The organism is Paenibacillus sp. 203 (genome assembly GCF_037027525.1).
GTDB lineage: Bacteria > Bacillota > Bacilli > Paenibacillales > Paenibacillaceae > Paenibacillus > Paenibacillus polymyxa_B.
The window spans coordinates 456276-471961 of record NZ_JAXCHD010000001.1; the positions used below are offsets into that span (position 1 = coordinate 456276).

The 15686-nt window shown below is 46.8% G+C and carries 18 protein-coding genes and 1 pseudogene; 8 read left to right on the top strand and 11 right to left on the bottom strand.

What is annotated here, in order from left to right; all coding sequences use genetic code 11:
• Window positions 1-20: 20 nt before the first annotated feature.
• Window positions 21-635: a TetR/AcrR family transcriptional regulator gene (locus WA407_RS02130; protein ID WP_061831995.1), complete on the top strand. Its 615-nt coding sequence runs from the start codon at window positions 21-23 to the stop codon at window positions 633-635.
• Window positions 636-663: 28 nt separating this feature from the next.
• Here the strand turns inward: WA407_RS02130 and WA407_RS02135 are convergent, their stop codons facing one another.
• Window positions 664-2091, bottom strand: a complete 1428-nt coding sequence (locus WA407_RS02135; RefSeq protein ID WP_336076674.1) for an SMI1/KNR4 family protein — start codon at window positions 2089-2091, stop codon at window positions 664-666.
• A gap of 17 nt (window positions 2092-2108) precedes the next feature.
• Entirely contained in the window at window positions 2109-2471 is a 363-nt protein-coding gene (locus WA407_RS02140) for a hypothetical protein (RefSeq protein WP_336076675.1), read from the bottom strand.
• Window positions 2472-2762: 291 nt separating this feature from the next.
• Here WA407_RS02140 and WA407_RS02145 point away from each other — a divergent pair, with 291 nt between their 5' ends.
• Entirely contained in the window at window positions 2763-4400 is a 1638-nt protein-coding gene (locus WA407_RS02145) for a DUF6138 family protein (RefSeq protein ID WP_336076676.1), read from the top strand.
• Here WA407_RS02145 and WA407_RS02150 read toward each other — a convergent pair.
• Both WA407_RS02150 and WA407_RS02155 read right to left on the bottom strand, forming a co-directional pair.
• Window positions 4390-4749: a DUF7716 domain-containing protein gene (locus WA407_RS02150; RefSeq protein WP_336076677.1), complete on the bottom strand. Its 360-nt coding sequence runs from the start codon at window positions 4747-4749 to the stop codon at window positions 4390-4392. The two genes, WA407_RS02145 and WA407_RS02150, sit on opposite strands and share 11 nt — an antisense overlap.
• Window positions 4730-5389 (bottom strand): hypothetical protein, encoded by a 660-nt coding sequence (locus tag WA407_RS02155; protein ID WP_336076678.1) that lies wholly within the window; start codon window positions 5387-5389, stop codon window positions 4730-4732. Before WA407_RS02155 ends, WA407_RS02150 begins: the two co-directional genes overlap by 20 nt.
• Window positions 5390-5541: 152 nt before the next feature.
• Here WA407_RS02155 and WA407_RS02160 point away from each other — a divergent pair, with 152 nt between their 5' ends.
• Window positions 5542-6081 (top strand): SMI1/KNR4 family protein, encoded by a 540-nt coding sequence (locus tag WA407_RS02160; protein ID WP_235306554.1) that lies wholly within the window; start codon window positions 5542-5544, stop codon window positions 6079-6081.
• A 3-nt stretch (window positions 6082-6084) separates the two neighbouring features.
• Here the strand turns inward: WA407_RS02160 and WA407_RS02165 are convergent.
• The 7 genes and pseudogenes from WA407_RS02165 to WA407_RS02195 form a co-directional block, all read right to left on the bottom strand.
• Window positions 6085-6201, bottom strand: a pseudogene (locus WA407_RS02165) (Imm26 family immunity protein); the annotation flags it as partial.
• A 2-nt stretch (window positions 6202-6203) separates the two neighbouring features.
• Window positions 6204-6764 carry a hypothetical protein gene (locus WA407_RS02170; protein ID WP_235306552.1) on the bottom strand — a complete coding sequence of 187 codons (561 nt, stop codon included), beginning with the start codon at window positions 6762-6764 and terminating at the stop codon, window positions 6204-6206.
• Entirely contained in the window at window positions 6748-6996 is a 249-nt protein-coding gene (locus WA407_RS02175) for a hypothetical protein (protein ID WP_235306551.1), read from the bottom strand. Before WA407_RS02175 ends, WA407_RS02170 begins: the two co-directional genes overlap by 17 nt.
• A gap of 70 nt (window positions 6997-7066) precedes the next feature.
• Window positions 7067-7696, bottom strand: coding sequence for a hypothetical protein (locus WA407_RS02180; protein ID WP_235306550.1), 630 nt, complete (start codon window positions 7694-7696; stop codon window positions 7067-7069).
• Window positions 7687-7938 (bottom strand): hypothetical protein, encoded by a 252-nt coding sequence (locus WA407_RS02185; RefSeq protein ID WP_235306549.1) that lies wholly within the window; start codon window positions 7936-7938, stop codon window positions 7687-7689. Before WA407_RS02185 ends, WA407_RS02180 begins: the two co-directional genes overlap by 10 nt.
• Window positions 7931-8575 (bottom strand): immunity 50 family protein, encoded by a 645-nt coding sequence (locus tag WA407_RS02190; protein WP_336076679.1) that lies wholly within the window; start codon window positions 8573-8575, stop codon window positions 7931-7933. Before WA407_RS02190 ends, WA407_RS02185 begins: the two co-directional genes overlap by 8 nt.
• A gap of 39 nt (window positions 8576-8614) precedes the next feature.
• A complete protein-coding gene (locus WA407_RS02195) occupies window positions 8615-9052 on the bottom strand; it encodes a hypothetical protein (protein WP_235306547.1) in 438 nt (145 codons plus the stop codon).
• 335 nt (window positions 9053-9387) lie between these two features.
• Between WA407_RS02195 and WA407_RS02200 the strand changes: the two genes are divergently transcribed.
• From WA407_RS02200 to WA407_RS02220, 5 genes are all read left to right on the top strand, one after another.
• Window positions 9388-10887, top strand: coding sequence for a DEAD/DEAH box helicase (locus WA407_RS02200; RefSeq protein WP_336076680.1), 1500 nt, complete (start codon window positions 9388-9390; stop codon window positions 10885-10887).
• 208 nt (window positions 10888-11095) lie between these two features.
• Window positions 11096-11998, top strand: a complete 903-nt coding sequence (locus WA407_RS02205) for a cation diffusion facilitator family transporter (protein ID WP_013312377.1) — start codon at window positions 11096-11098, stop codon at window positions 11996-11998.
• A 91-nt stretch (window positions 11999-12089) separates the two neighbouring features.
• The gene (locus tag WA407_RS02210) at window positions 12090-13103 is read left to right on the top strand and encodes an LCP family protein (RefSeq protein ID WP_013312376.1); all 1014 of its coding nucleotides are present in this window, start codon (window positions 12090-12092) and stop codon (window positions 13101-13103) included.
• 150 nt (window positions 13104-13253) lie between these two features.
• On the top strand, window positions 13254-14417 hold the full coding sequence (locus WA407_RS02215) for an AI-2E family transporter (RefSeq protein ID WP_061832023.1): 1164 nt from the start codon (window positions 13254-13256) through the stop codon (window positions 14415-14417).
• A gap of 104 nt (window positions 14418-14521) precedes the next feature.
• A complete protein-coding gene (locus WA407_RS02220) occupies window positions 14522-15541 on the top strand; it encodes an LLM class flavin-dependent oxidoreductase (RefSeq protein ID WP_235306545.1) in 1020 nt (339 codons plus the stop codon).
• The last annotated feature ends 145 nt before the right edge of the window (window positions 15542-15686 follow it).

Genomic DNA, 15686 nt, shown 5'->3' on the forward strand with positions numbered 1-15686 from the left:
AAGGGCAAGTATATCTACTCATGAAACATATCAAACGCCGAGAACGTGAAAGCAGTGAGATCCGCCGGAAAATCATTGAGGCCGCCCGGTCGCTTTTCCTGAATCAAGGATATGCCGAAGTCTCCATGCGCAAAATTGCGGATCAGATCGAATATTCACCAACAACTATTTATCATTATTTTGCCAATAAGGAAGCCGTGGTCCGTGAACTGCTGGTAGAAGGAAATACCTTGTTCCTGCAGGCTCTTCAGCAGCGTGTGGATGAAGCACAGGCAGCGGGATTGAACGCTCTGGACACACTGAAAACGGTATCTGATGCGTATGTTCGTTTTGGAACGGCTAACCCGGAATATTACAACATCCTGTTTATCAGCAACCTGGAATCTGTAAGCTTGGTCAGCCTTATAGACAGTGGGCGTTTTAAAGGCTTTGAGCTGCTTGAAGCTGGGCTCAAAGCCGCTATGGAGGAAGGCTGCATCATGCAAGGAGATGAGCGCCTGATCGCCAGATCCGTATGGAGCATGCTGCACGGATTGACTTCTTTGCTCCTGAATTTTGAACTTCCTATGGCAAAATCCAATGATGAATTGATCGCATTCACTATAGATACTTTCCTCAGGGGGTTAAGCCGCTGACGCAGCGGCTAACTTTCTTTGCCTCGCATCACTGTACATGCGAATCCGCGTCTGAAAGCTGCTTAAGCACGGCTTCAATGCGACGTTTATCTTTTTTGAGCATAACGAGCTGCAAAGAAGCAAGAAGCAGATCTGAGATATTGGCCCAAGCGTCTGCTTCCAGAGCGGGAAGGAGATCCCGATGAATCATGATATCCAGCGCCTCCGTTGCAATTTTCTGATGAAGCTCGCTATCGGATAGCCATTCAATCAACTGCTCAGCTGTAGGACGGGAGTGAGCGAAAAGTATTGCCCAGCCATCCACCGGATGATTGACTTTATCCCGCATCCAGTTAATGATCTGTGGTGAACGAAAATGCTGTAGCTGCCCATTAGCCGTGTATCCTTCTAATTTGTCTTCTGCAACCGAATCCTGTAGCAGGTGATTGCAAACACATACCAAGCCTTCCTGCTCGGGTAGGCAACGGGCGCTCAGATAGGCACGTGTGGACACAAATGCACCCTTAGCATGTAGGGTATTGTTTTGAGCTAAAGATGTCCATGCTTGCGCGGTTTCCGGTTCCCACAAGGAGCGGACCCAATCAGCCGCCCCCATCCCCGCGGTCTCCCCTACCAAAACGGCCCAAGTAGAGAATGGAACCTGGCTATGTTGAATGTTCTGCCAGTGCTGCTCCCAGGCAAGAAAAATATCCTTTGGATCATAGGCTTGAAAAGCCTGCAACACAGCAGGATGATCTACGCCATGCATGGTGGTGTAATGGATCAGCGTCTCCAACGACTGCGCATCCTCCAGTTTCATTGTGCAAAACATGTTCAACCAGCGTAGCCAGAGTTGCAGTGGTGGGCTGTTTAGCTGAATGCCATGCTCATCGGCCACTTTAAACCAATCCCATAGCCATAGCCCATGCAAGGTGAGCATGGTGTCTATATAGGCAGGTAGATTTTTCGCAAGCAGCGTGAACTGGTCCAACTCGTGATAATAGCAGAACACCGCTGGCTCTGTAGTGGATGTCGCCATATCAAGCAGTATCGGATCACCCGCACCATTATAATTAAGGATCAGATATCGTTGCTCGTCCGCTACCGAGTCGGTATCTTCCCCATAGGATGTAAAATAGCCAATATACTCATGATTCCAGCCAAACTCTCCTGTGATATCGTCTAGGATACTCTGCTCTTGTTCAAGATCATTGCTGTTTTTATATGAACACTCCGGTCCATCAGCTACAATACAGTGTGGGGGGAGGCACCATAGTAAATTTAAGCTGCCACACCGCTGTATTAATTCAGACAGGGAGGCAGGCAAAGGCATCCGCAGCCGTTCCTCCAGCTCAGTTAGTTCACCTGTAGAAATCCCCTCCGTCCATTGGTATACCACATCAGGCATCCCACTTTGTCTCAGACGATCAACGACTTGTTCCAGTTTTTCTAAGGTTTGTGCAAAATGTACTGTCATTCGTATTCGTCCTCCTCTTACTCTACAACCCGACAATGCTCTTTTTGCAAGAATGCTAGAATTTCATCACGAAGTGCTATCGCTTTCGGTTCATAAATGATCGCCACTTCGCGTCCATATGCATAGTTAAAACGCACGTATCCGCCTAGAGTCTGAAGAAAAGCCATGCAGATATGCTCATTTTCAATCCATAGGTTTGAGGAAAAATGCTGTTTAAACCGCTGAGCCAATGCTTGTATGGATGCCGGAGCGAAATCCAGGGCTTGCTCGTTCGGATGGGCTGGATTGTAGGCCTCGGTCGTATCCGGGGGATTAAACAGTAGGAATGTTGAGGCTTTGTCTGGGCTGACAGGTTCGAAATAACGGGGAAATGGTTCCATCTTTCCGAATTCATCCCGTAAAATATGTTCCAGTGTTTCTGTGAATGGGACTTGAACATCTAAAGTCTTCGTAGTAATGATCTCCGAGTGTCGTGGCAGCCACCGTCGTATGTTGTGTGGAAACCCAATACATGTAGGATACACCTGCTTTCCGGCACTCTATCTATAGGGATAGAGATCAAAAGTAAATGAGAGATATGCTATAATTAGGAAATAAAATAGTTATAGATTAGTCTATCTTAATTCCATAGGAACTACAATTTGTGAGGGGACGAAGGAGGAACACATCTTATGACAACATCAGGGGTACAAGCCTACATAGATCCAATTTTTGAGGCGATTGATGAGGCGTACGCTTCTGAGCAAAAGCGCATCGCCGAATTCCAAATCAAAAGTGTCCTTCACGAAGGGATTCATGAATACTTAAAAGTTACCTGTAAGAAGGATGGGCTGTGGGTGGATACCTACGAACCGTTTGATTGGGATCATCGTAGACCGGACATGGAGATTTCTGGTTTTACGGAGGGGGTAACACTGCAGCAGGTTCAGGACGAATGGATGCCTGTGTTTAGGGAACGGATAGAGGCGCTATTTAATTCGGAAGAATTCAGTTCCATGTTCTTTCGTTATCGGCTGGATTTTCATCTGGAAGTGGTCTTGGAGAATAAGGCCAATCATTTTACATTCTCACTCCTAAATGAAGATAAACGGCAGCAACTGTTAGCCACTATCCAGCAGTTTGTGGAACAGAAGCTCAACCCCTCCAGTAAAGCTATCCCGAAGGAAGAGGACGATTTCTTCTTAGTGAGACACTTGCTTGATCCTCATTTGTACGCTATAGATGCCCAGCGTGTGGATGAGTTGCTCCATATAATGGATGCCAAAGTGAAGGTCAGCCGCAAGCGTGAGGAAGCATGGAGGTATCAGCTCAGCAGTGGCTTAAAGCATTGGGCTGAAGATGAATTTTTGCTGAAGTATGCGGATCGGGAAAAAAGCTATGGGTTGGATTATAAAGTGAAGCCCGATATTCTCCCTTCGGAAATTCCCGCGCCAGCCATGGAGATGTTCCTGTTTACCGCGATGCGGGTGGGTTCGACCGATGCCGATGCACGGCAGAAATATTTGGAGATTGCTGCACAGCTAGGCTCGGAGCAGGCTTCCGTGTGGCTTGAGAGCGGATCAGGAAGCATCCCAGCGCTACATACAAGCGAGCGAGTCATCTGCCAAGCCAATGATATTTTGCAAACATTGGAGGTTCAGATTCGTTCAGAGGAAGAAGAAAGCTATAGACAAGCACTTGTATATTTATGCGATATTTTAAAGAAGGGCTTTACCAAGGAATATCGGATGAAGTTCAAAAGCAAGGTGAAAAACTACCTGCCTGTACCCAAGTTGGCTAAATCTACGCTACATCGTTTCTTCGCCAATGCACTTGAGTATCCGTCGCTGCATCCGTTGCTGGCTGAATATGCCGAAACCGTGATGGAAGAATTCAAATGGTATAACGATGTAGAGCCCGGTGAAAAGTCGGCGATGCCGGGAACCTATGCGGTAATGGGATTAGGACTGAAAGGAACGAACTATTTCCCATTAGTGAATCGTTATATGAAGCTGGTGGACAGTGAACATCAGTCCGTACAGGACGGTTACGCGGCTGCTTTTGCCGAAGCGCATGGGCTAACACCTGACACGATCCCCGTTTGGACGAGGATTCTACTGGCAAGCAACGAGTCTGCCAAACCCCTGAAGTCATCCGGAATCGAAACTGTAGAGCAGGCACAGGTACTGGTGGAGGAGCTTGAGAAGCTGGAAGACTATGAACAAGAGGTGCTTGTTTATCGTATATGGGGTGGCGCGAAGAAACTAAAAAACAGCCTGAAGCAGGCTGTCCCTGAGGTAAAAGAGTTGCTGGAGACGCTTATTCCATAAAAGCATCATATTCATGATAATATTGCAGTCCCTGCGCAATGCGTTCAATATCCGGCTCGCTTCCGCTGTGGCGTAACACTTCAATGACATCCTGTACAGTCGCCACCTCCAGCCAAGATTGCACGTGATGGTCTGGCAGAGATGCAGGGATACTTTCATCACGATGATTGGTGACGGTGAGACCGGCATCCTCCAGCTCCCACAATTCTTCCTCGGGGATGATGTAGTAGGTAGAATTGAGCGGATTACTTTGAACACGTTCCAGGTTGGCAAATACCCATTCATTGATTTCTGTTTGGCCAACGGCATGAACTAGTGCTTCAAGGCTGTCAAAAGTTTGTATGCTCATGTATGGAGGCTCCTCTCTTAGCCTCTGGCTTATGCTGTAGCTTTTGTAATATCTTTAAGATGGCCTGGCGATTCTTCGCATCCTTAATGTACTTGGGAATGGAATGGGAAGCCGTACGCATCATACCGGATGTAGGCTTTTCCCGCAACTCGGCAGAGATATAGGAGAGCAGGTAATTCAGGTGTATCCGGTTAAGAGCCCAGACAGGTTTACCCCGATAGTAATCAATGAAGTACAGCTGGAGCTGGAAAATAGGGTCTTTTCCGTTTTGGATCACGTCCGTATGCCATTCGCGTGATTGAACACGATGCACCGGAACCTGATTGCGTGTCTCACAGTGCGGACAGTTTATATTCGTATTTTTATGGAGTTTCGTTCGGTCATCATGGATTTCGATATTAAAATACCGCTCGCAATGGTTGCATACGCCGCGTGCATAGAATGTATAAGATTCTGGCTGCTGATACGTGTAATAACAATGAGAGCATCGAACAATGTAATAACATTCTTTTTTGGATCTGGAAATAAAAGCTTGGCCCTGACAACGGGGACAGTGAACAGCTACTTGTTCTCCTCTCCGGATCACGGCGGCAAAGTCATATTTATATCCATGTTCATCTTTGAAGCGCTTTTGCTCCATATTCGTTCCTCCTTTCGGAAAGAGCGTAAAAACGTACATTTTATGATTCATATGTTATAATATTCCTTAATAACATTAACACTTGAAAATGGCCTTTTCAATGCACCGAAGGGTGAAAAGGTGAATAGGACGTGCAAAAGGAGAGGGCGAACATGAGCATTTTTACAGGGCTGCAACGTCCACAGTTTCAGGCTTATTATGACGAGACTTTTCTAATAGAACATCGTTTTGAAAATGGTATGAGTTTTCCGCCTTCTTATATAGATTATGTCAAAACTCTTGGTTACGGGCGACTATGCGGCTTATGGAACATTCATATTCCTCTTGGCGATCACCCCGATTCATGGCTTCATCGTTATCATGACTGGCGGCCCTGGTTTGATGATTTACTCGAATCGGAAGAGGTTTTACAAGAAGCGGCGCTGGAGCCAGATGGCTTTCCAGAACTTTTGGAGCATGCGGTTCCCTTCGCTTCCAGTGAAGGGAATGACCTGCTGATTTGGGATATTCAATTGCCTGATGAACGGGGAGAATTCCCAATCTATGCTTTGAATCTACGCACATGGGGCAATTTTCGGTATGCAGCCTCGGATTTGTATAGCCTCGTCGAAGCGTTGGTGGATGAAGAGCGCGTAAAGTCGGTATTGGGCTCAGATCGTACACCATTCCCTTATACATTCGAGCCTTTTTAACAACGCTTTTTTGAATCTACCATACAGTGCGCAGATCACCTGACATACCGCAAATCGGCCGTCATGCGTGGGAATAACAAAAATATCGCCTTCCCGATGCTTGATTCCCTTGAACACCATCGTCAGGCCAGCTCTTCCTGAATGATCTCTGTTTTTAGACCTTTAGCGCTGGTAATCGTAATGCTGATCGCATCATAGCCGTTCCGCTTCACATCTTCAAAATCGCATCGTTCGCCGTTGATCAGCTCTAACTGTCCATTCTCATCCACATCGTCTGCAAACTCGTCATCCCAATCCACATTATAAAAAGCGGTCAAGCTTACCTCGAAAGTATCTTCACCATCTTCGTCCAGATAGGGCAGCAGGGGAGTGCGATTGTTCTGTTGTTCCTTGGTATAAACTTCGCATAGCAGAGCATCGTAACCATGGCGGGTTCCGTCAAAAATCACGATCTGTTCACTTGTGACTGCATCTTCTGCAATAATGAGCTGGGGTGCAAATTCAGTTACAGCGATAAGCTCGTCCATAAGCTCTCCATAATAAAAAATGTGGAATTTTGTATGTCCGGCCTGTGAACGGAGCTTACCTGTCCACTCCTGCTCAACCCATGCCTCCGGGTTTTCGGGTACAATCCAACCTTCCAAATAAGCCGGTCCCCATTTAGGATTATGTATTTCTGTCATCAGTAGGCCTCCCTTTCTGCTCGTTGAGTCGTTCAATTACCTGATTAAAAAACGTTGTAAAGTCTGTTGCCACCAGATACAAATGTCCACATTCGTCCTGCTCTGCAATATCATAGTTCAGTTTGTCATCATAAGCATGAAGATGTGTGCGGTCCCAGTAGTACACATACGGGGTGTATTCATTACATATCAGAACGTAAAAATTGTCGCCCGCATCTGCACCAATTAACAAAGCGTTCTCGACATGATTGATTTCATCCAGAAAATCATTATTAATCGCTAGCGGTGCATCATTTGTGAGATCATGTCATAGATAAGGTGACGATTTTGTTGTTCTCATCCACATCTACCTTCACATTCACTCCCAGCTTGTCCTTAAACAGCTTGCTGATATTAATATAGTCATCCTTTACCGCACGGCTTGATCTACCGGTTGTGCGAGTCATCCCAGCGGTGATGATGGAACGGACGTATGTTTTATCGAGCTTGGCTTCGGGATTATAGGTATAAATGATCTGTTCCTGCTGATTGTAATAATGGGTTAATTCCGTGTAGTCGTTAGCATTCTCATACTGCTTTTCCTCACGCACATACTCAGGATGATCCATGGTGTAGTGGACTTCCCCGTCCAGAAAAGGATTTTCCTTGGAGGGTCGGAGTTCATAATGCCTGTAGGCTAGTTGAAACAGATACTCTATGCCCGAGCCCTTCGCCTGATAGTAGAGCTGACGATTATCCCCTTTTTTATCTATAGCGGTATAGCTGCTGATTAAAGGCCAGGCATCATACTTTTTATCCTTTACCTCAATGGCAAGCTTGTAATGTACAAGCACCTTTTCATTTTGAAATAATCCAAAGCTGCTCATAATGAAATAGGCAGGCACACATATAATTCCGATAATCAATATGAATATAAATATTCTTACACGCATAAGTAGAGTGATTCTCCTTTGGATGTCGATGATGTGGACAGCTCCCGTTCTACGGATGGTTTCTCCAACTCATCTGCCAGAACTTCAATGATGGTCATCAGCTCATGGAAATTATCCTCAAGCAGTTCTCCCTGGAAGGGGCGGAGCATCCCTAGAAATCCGTTTTGCATTTTGGGATGATCCAGATCATCGTGAATAAAAGAATGACAACGTAACAGCTCGCGAGCCTCCTGTTTATTCATTCAGTTCCTTAATCTCTGCGCGGATACCTCTGCACAGAAAGCTACCTGACAGTCCCGACAGGGCATCAATATCAACGACCATGTCTGCTTCTTCATAGCGGAAATCAAGCTGCAAGATGATATTTTCTGTTTCTACAGGAGTTAATACATGCTCTTTGGTTTCCAGAAATGTAAAAGTAACTACATAACGTGGGACGTCTTCTGCTGGAGCTTCAGGGATTACAGGTGCCTCAGCCGAAGGCTCCAGCTCCGGTGATTTAGGGACAAGCACGCTAGCGTAGGACAGCTCAATCGTCAGCGTAATTTGGTCTTTCGTCATATTAGCAGCCGTAATTCGGTCATAATGAAAGGGAGGGAAATAGCCGAGCTTTTCGACAATGCTGTCTGCACCTTGAATAGAAACGGTTGGAGAGAAAGCCAGCTCCAGTCCGATGGACCCTGCCAGTTGGTCTTCATATTCTGGATTGATACGTACAAGGGCTTGTTCCGGCTCTACTTTCAAAATCGTGCCTATAAAATACTGTTTGCCATGGATCAGAACAATATCATGCGGAACGAACGGCAACGCTCCCCCGGCTTGATAATGAATGAGATATTCGTTCTCTTTTTTTTCAACCTTTTGAACTTGAATTTGCATAAATTGCAGCCTCCTAGGGTTAATGGTATGGCGGATTGTTTAAGTGTGTGGTAAAGGGAACGGAGTCCACGATTGAAAAACATACTTCATATCCGGGGTATCCTGTTCGAGCATAAATGGAACAATATCCATAATAGCGCGTGCTTTACTGCCAGCATAAAAGTTACGCGGGCTGTGTAGCAGCTTGTGTGCCTTTAACCACTGGCTCAGCTTCATCATAACGTCTTCGACGATTGCTTGGTCGATATTTTCATAAACGTCCTGACGGATTGAAACGAGCATGCCGCAATGATTAGAAGATTGGCACATGGGGTCATTGGACAAAAGAATGTACACTTCCGGCGTTGTCCCTTTGTTATAGGATGATTTGATACTGGGAGCCTCGATAGCTAGCATCAGCGGAATCAATTCATCATCGGTTACAATGCGGAGCAGCTCTTGCAGGTTGTTAACCACAAGCATCCATCCTTTATTCATGAATTACCAATTCTTATACCATAATATATGACATGAAGATCGAATTCACCTTTTACATTGACTGTGGTACTGTTCATTAAAATCGTTTGGAAACCAGTTCAACTTCGCGTATACTAGGAAAGTCATACATGGAACGGGCCTGAGCCGCATGGCGGCCGTATGTTGGTTACATGAACAGATTCAACGATAACGGATAAGCTCCCTTCCTGAAAAGGGTAGAATGAGAACCGATACAAAAATGGGAATTCTGAACTATGGAACGATAGATGTCATATGGCACATGAACCTATTTTACGTGACACATATTGAATACAGATAAGGGAAGTGAATACCACTTGAAGAATTTTGCAGCATTAGGCGTAGAGCAGCATTGGGTAGAAGCCTTGAAAGAACAGGGAATTTCATCCCCAACTCCTGTACAGCAGGAGTCGATTCCACTGTTGATGGAAGGTCAGGATGTTATCGCCGAGGCACATACGGGAACCGGGAAGACGCTTGCGTTTTTACTGCCGATTCTACAAAAGCTGAATTTGGATAAGCGACACCCACAGGCGCTCGTGATTGCACCTACGCGTGAACTGGCGCTCCAGATTACGGAGGAAGCAAAATGCTTGGCTGCTACGGAGCCGAACCTGTCATTACTGGCTGTATATGGAGGACAGGACGTAGAGCGTCAGCTTCGTAAACTGAAAGGCGGCGCACAACTGATTATTGGTACACCTGGGCGACTGCTGGATCACCTGAGACGTGGCACGCTGGATCTGGGTGGCATTAAAATGCTGGTCCTGGACGAAGCCGACCAAATGTTACACATGGGCTTTTTGAACGATGTGGAGACGATTCTTCAGGAGGTTCCTTACCGGAGACAGACGATGCTGTTTTCCGCTACGATGCCAGCCGGTATTCGCAAGCTGGCTCGTGTATATATGAATGAACCCGTAGATGTCAAAGTGAAATCCGCTTCTTCCGTTCCAGTGAGCCAAATCCGTCAGGTCGTTGTGCAAACAACAGACCGTGGTAAGCAACAGGCATTGGTGGATATGCTGAATACAGATCGTCCGTACTTGGCTGTTATTTTCTGCCGTACGAAGCGCCGGGCTGCCAAGCTGAACGAAGAGCTGCAAGAGATGGGCTTCGAGAGTGGTGAGCTTCACGGAGATTTGTCCCAGAACAAGCGGGAGCAAGTGATGAAGGCATTCCGGGAAGCGAAACTCCAATTGCTCGTAGCGACTGATGTAGCTGCACGCGGCTTGGATGTAGAAGGCGTCACGCATGTCTTTAACTATGACATGCCGCAGGATGCCGAAAGCTACATCCACCGCATCGGGCGTACCGGCCGTGCCGGAGGCAAAGGCGTGGCGGTGACGCTCGCTACGCCAAGGGATGTTCCAGAGCTTCGGAACATCCAAAGAGTTGCTGGTGTCACATTCACCAGCAGTGAGGGCGGCGGACAGCGTAGACCTGCTTCCGATACGGCTGATCGGCAGGGTCGAGAACGCCGCTCGGGCAGAAACGACCGCCGTTCCTACGGCGGCAACGACTCTGGCGGTGGACGCCGGGGCAGCGGCCGCGAACAGGCGGGCCGTCGTGATGCCACAGGCGGCGAACGTCGCTCTAGCCGCGGCAGTAGCGAGCGTGGCGGGTATGATCGCAGTAGCGGCGGTTCCGCACGCGGAGGTCAGGGCCGCTCGGCAGGACAAAGCAGCGAGCGTGGCGGGTATGACCGCAGCAGCGGCGGTTCTGCACGCGGAGGTCAAGGTGGCCGCGGTGGACAAGCCAAAGGCGGCCCGCGTGGTGGTCAAGGACAAGGAGGCCGTCGCGGACGGTCTAGATAGTTAAAACAGGAGTATTCTCATAGAATACTCCACTATGGTTATCATAATAGCCCCGGGGAGGCTCATCTTCCGGGGCTATTGTAATCTTCATCCATACCGCTGAAGGAGCAGCACCATAAGATGACATGAGTAGCGGGGCTACCTTGAAATATACGATTAGCGTTTAGGATGCATTTTTCAAAAGATAAATTTGGAGGGATTATACATCATGCAGGAACAGGATATGGGCAAGCGCGCCATGGTCTCAGCATGGATCAGCCTGATTAGCAACATCCTATTAACCGGCATTAAGATTATTACAGGACTCATGTTCAACAGTAAGGTGCTGGTAGCCGATGGTGTGCATAATGCCGGAGACGTGATTGCCTCTGCAACGGCACTGGGAGCGATGCGCATATCCAGCCAGCCGCCGGATGAGGATCATCCTTATGGTCACGGCAAAGCAGAAGTGATTGGGGCAAGCGTGGTGGCGGTCATATTGTTTGGAGCGGGCATATTTATCGGCTATCATTCCATTGCAGCACTGTTCGAACCGATGCCACAGGAGCATATACTGGCATTGGTAGCCGCTATTATTTCCTTGCTCTGGAAACAGTGGCTGTATATTTACACGATTCGTATCGGGAGAGCGGCCAATAGTCAGGGTCTTATTGCAACGGCAAAAGATCATCTCGCTGATGTGTACGCCTCTGGGGCTGCTGTACTGGGTATCGGCTTAGGGCTAATTGGGGAGCATTGGAGCATTTCAATCTTATCTTACGGCGATCCTATTGCGGGATTCGTAGTGGCATTGCTAGTTCTGAAATTGGCGTGGGAAATGGGCCGTGAATCCATAGATGTACTTATGGAAAAAGCGATTGCAACGGAGGAAATTGAAAGCTACGCCGCAGCCGCACTGAGTGTAGCCGAGGTTCAACGTATTGACCGTATCCGTGCCCGTGAGCACGGCCATTATATTATTGTGGACATCCGCGCTTCGGTGGATGCCTCTTTGACGATTCAGCAGGGACACGATATTATCCGACTGATTAAGGGGGCTGTTATGAAGCGGGAACCTCGGGTTTATGAGGTGCTTGTCCATTTGAATCCATGGTATGCGGACGACCACTAGAACAGACGACACGAATTGACAGATAACTTGCAGGAAGGGTATGCTTTTAAAAGCCGAACGATGATGAATAAAAGCGAGGTTACCCGAAAATATGCGAAAATTTTTAAAATGGTTAGGCATTTCTGTGACTGCGGCGGTTCTTTTAGTGGGCGGTTATTATACGTATTCTATATATCATTTTACGAATCAAATTTCGGTTGCTTCCGGACAGGATTCGAAATTCAAACCGCAGGCACAAACTCAAACCAATGTACAACCTGTAGAGGTATCTCTCCCACCGGAATGGGATGGGACAGAAAGAGTGAATATTCTGCTGCTAGGCGGCGACTCCCGTGGAGAGGATTCAGGGCGTTCTGACTCCGTTATGGTTGCTTCTATTGATCCGGTTACGAAAAAGGCTACACTTATGTCGATTCTTCGTGATACGTACGTCAATATCCCAGGTCATGGGCAAAGTCGATTAAATGCTGCTTTTTCCTACGGTGGACCGGATTTGACCAGACAGACCGTGAGCGACCTGCTGGGCATACCGATTCAATATTATGTATATACTGATTTTAATGGCTTTATTGCGCTGGTTGATTCTGTGGGTGGTATTGACCTGGATGTCGAAAAAGATATGCACTATACCTCCAAGGCAGATAAACACCAGTTTGATATTGATTTGAAAAAGGGAATGCAGCACATGGACGGTAAAACAGCCTTGCAATATGTACGCTTCCGTCATGATGCTACTTCCGATTTTACGCGTACGGAACGGCAACGCAAATTCATTACCGAGCTTGGCGGTAAAATTCAGTCAACTTCATCTCTAATTAAACTGCCGAGTATTCTAAATAGCATTTCTCCTTATATTGAAACGAATCTCAGCACTACGGAAATGCTGCAATTGGCTTCATTGGGCTTTAATATCGATGCAACAACAGTAGCGAAGCAGCAAATCCCGCCGAATGAATTGGTGCGCGGGGAAACCATTAAGGGTGCGCAGGTGTTGGGTGTAGACGAAAGAAAGCTCAAGCGCTTCATACAGAATCTTTTTGAACAGGAGAACAAACCTGTGACCACGACGGTGGATGCTGCAACCACGATAAATGATACTCCATAACCCTCGAAAGCAAGCGAAGTTCGTACGATGACGTACAACTTTGTTTGTTTTTGTGTTTATTTGGGTATAACCTTGTATATTTTGTTCCAAAAATATATCGTATCTATGAAGAACGTCTACTCATTTGTGTAAAGAGAAGGGGAATGTGGTGTGGAAATAACTCCGGCATGGAAAGACCGATTCAAGAAGTTTTTTCTGAACAACAAGTTTGTGTTATTCCTGCTGGTACTGCTGCTGATCGGCTTGAATATCTTGGTGCTTACCAAAATTTCATACATATTCACACCTGTCATGGTGCTGTTAAAAACGATAATTCTCCCTGTCATTTTATCCGGCGTGTTGTACTATCTGTTCAACCCGTTGGTTGATGTACTGGAGCGTAACAAGGTGAAACGAGTATACTCCATTGTTGTACTGTTTTTGCTCATTATAGGGGTTATTGCGATTGTGGTTACATCGGTGGTACCTGTAATCCGCGATCAAATACAAGGACTTATCCAGAATTTTCCTGGCTATAGCGAGCAAGTACAACGACAATTTGAGAAACTGATCGGCAGCGATTTTGTAAACCAATTCCAGAACACCATTCAAATTAATCCATCTGAGCTGGCCTCCAAAGCTTCTGAAAAGTTATCTAGCTTTATTAATAATGCATGGACGGGTGTGGGCAGCTTTTTGGGCGTGGTTACAGAAACGGTACTTGCGATTGCCACGGTTCCATTTATTCTGTTCTACTTGCTAAAAGATGGACACAAGCTGCCACAGTTTATCCTGAAAGTGCTGCCGCCTATGTTTCGTAAAGAAACAGATCGCATTATGACCGAGATGAATCATCAGGTCAGTTCCTATATTCGTGGCCAGATTATTGTCAGCTTCTGTATTGGGGCGCTGTTGTATATTGGTTACCTAATCATTGGATTAGACTACTCTCTGACGCTTGCAGTCATTGCATCCTTTACGAGCGTTGTCCCCTACTTAGGTCCCGTCATTGCCATTACACCTGCGTTAATTGTAGCCTTGGTCACCTCACCGATTATGCTGCTCAAGATGGTTATCGTGTGGACAGTCGTACAGCTCATTGAGGGTAAATTAATTTCTCCACAAATTATGGGCAAATCTCTTCGGGTACATCCGATCACGATTATCTTCGTTATTCTGACCGCAGGCAATTTGTTTGGTGTGGTGGGAATTGTACTGGCGGTTCCGGGGTATGCTGTCTTGAAAGTAATCGTTACACATCTGTACAGTTTCTTTAAAAAGCGTTCGCATCTCTATGAGGCGGATAAAGGGAACGCAAGTCTTTACGAAAAATAAACGTTTCCACTATAAAATTGATATGGGCCCCTCTTGGGTAACTGTGGCTGCGCGTGCTATAATTAATGCCTATCCTTATTCCCAAATAGAAAGGTCAGACTTTTATGATAAAACTCAGCATTCTTGACCAATCTCCGGTATCGGAAGGCATGACGCATGCGCAGGCATTACAAAAGACCGCTGAGCTTGCTATAGAGGCGGAACGCTTGGGTTATCATCGCTTTTGGGTATCAGAGCATCATTCTGCCGCAAATCTCGCAGGCTCCAGTCCGGAGGTGCTGATTTCACATCTTGCCGCATGTACTTCAACCATTCGAGTGGGGTCGGGTGGTGTGATGCTGCCCCATTACAGCGCTTATAAAGTAGCGGAAAACTTCCGTGTGCTGGAGGGATTGTATCCGGGACGCATTGATTTAGGCCTGGGACGAGCGCCCGGAGGCATGCCCATTGCTACCAGAGCCCTGCAAGAAGGCAAAATGCGAGGTGGTGTAGATCTATACCCTGAGCAGTTGGATGACCTGTTAGCTTATTTACATGACAGCACAGGCAATAATCACCGTTTCGGTTCGCTACAGGCGATGCCGCTTATAGAAACTGTACCGGAAATGTGGTTGCTCGGCTCCAGTGGTGATAGCGCAGGTCTGGCAGCCGAGCGTGGCGTGGGCTTTGCGTTTGCGCAGTTCATTAATGGTGAAGGCGGCACAGGGGCTATGAAGGAATACCAGGAAAGCTTCCACCCTTCCCAGCATAGTGACCAACCACGTTCGCTTGTTGCCGTATTTGCGATCTGTGCGGATACCGAAGAGGAGGCGAATCGCTTGGCTTCCAGTATGGACTTGTCTCTTGTTCTATTAGAGCAGGGAATGCGCTCCGCTGGAACACCTTCCGTCGAAAAGGCACTGGCGTATCCGTATACGCCGTTTGACCGGATGCGGATTCGTGAGAATCGCAAACGTATGGTGGTCGGTTCGCCCGAACAGGTGAAGCGTCAGATTGAGCAGTTAAGTAAGGACTATAATGCACAGGAGATCATGGTTGCGAGCATTATTCACGACTTTGATGCCAAAATGAAATCTATACGTCTCATGGCTGAAGCATTTGGACTGTCTTCTGTACAGTCATAATGCGATTCGCCGGATTTAAAAGATCACAGCTTCGTGGAGCTGTGATCTTTTTTTGAATTTTTTGTGGAAATATTGGATGATATGCACTGTATGATATAGGAAATAAACCAGTTAACACTTGATAATGATTATCAATATCTTTATT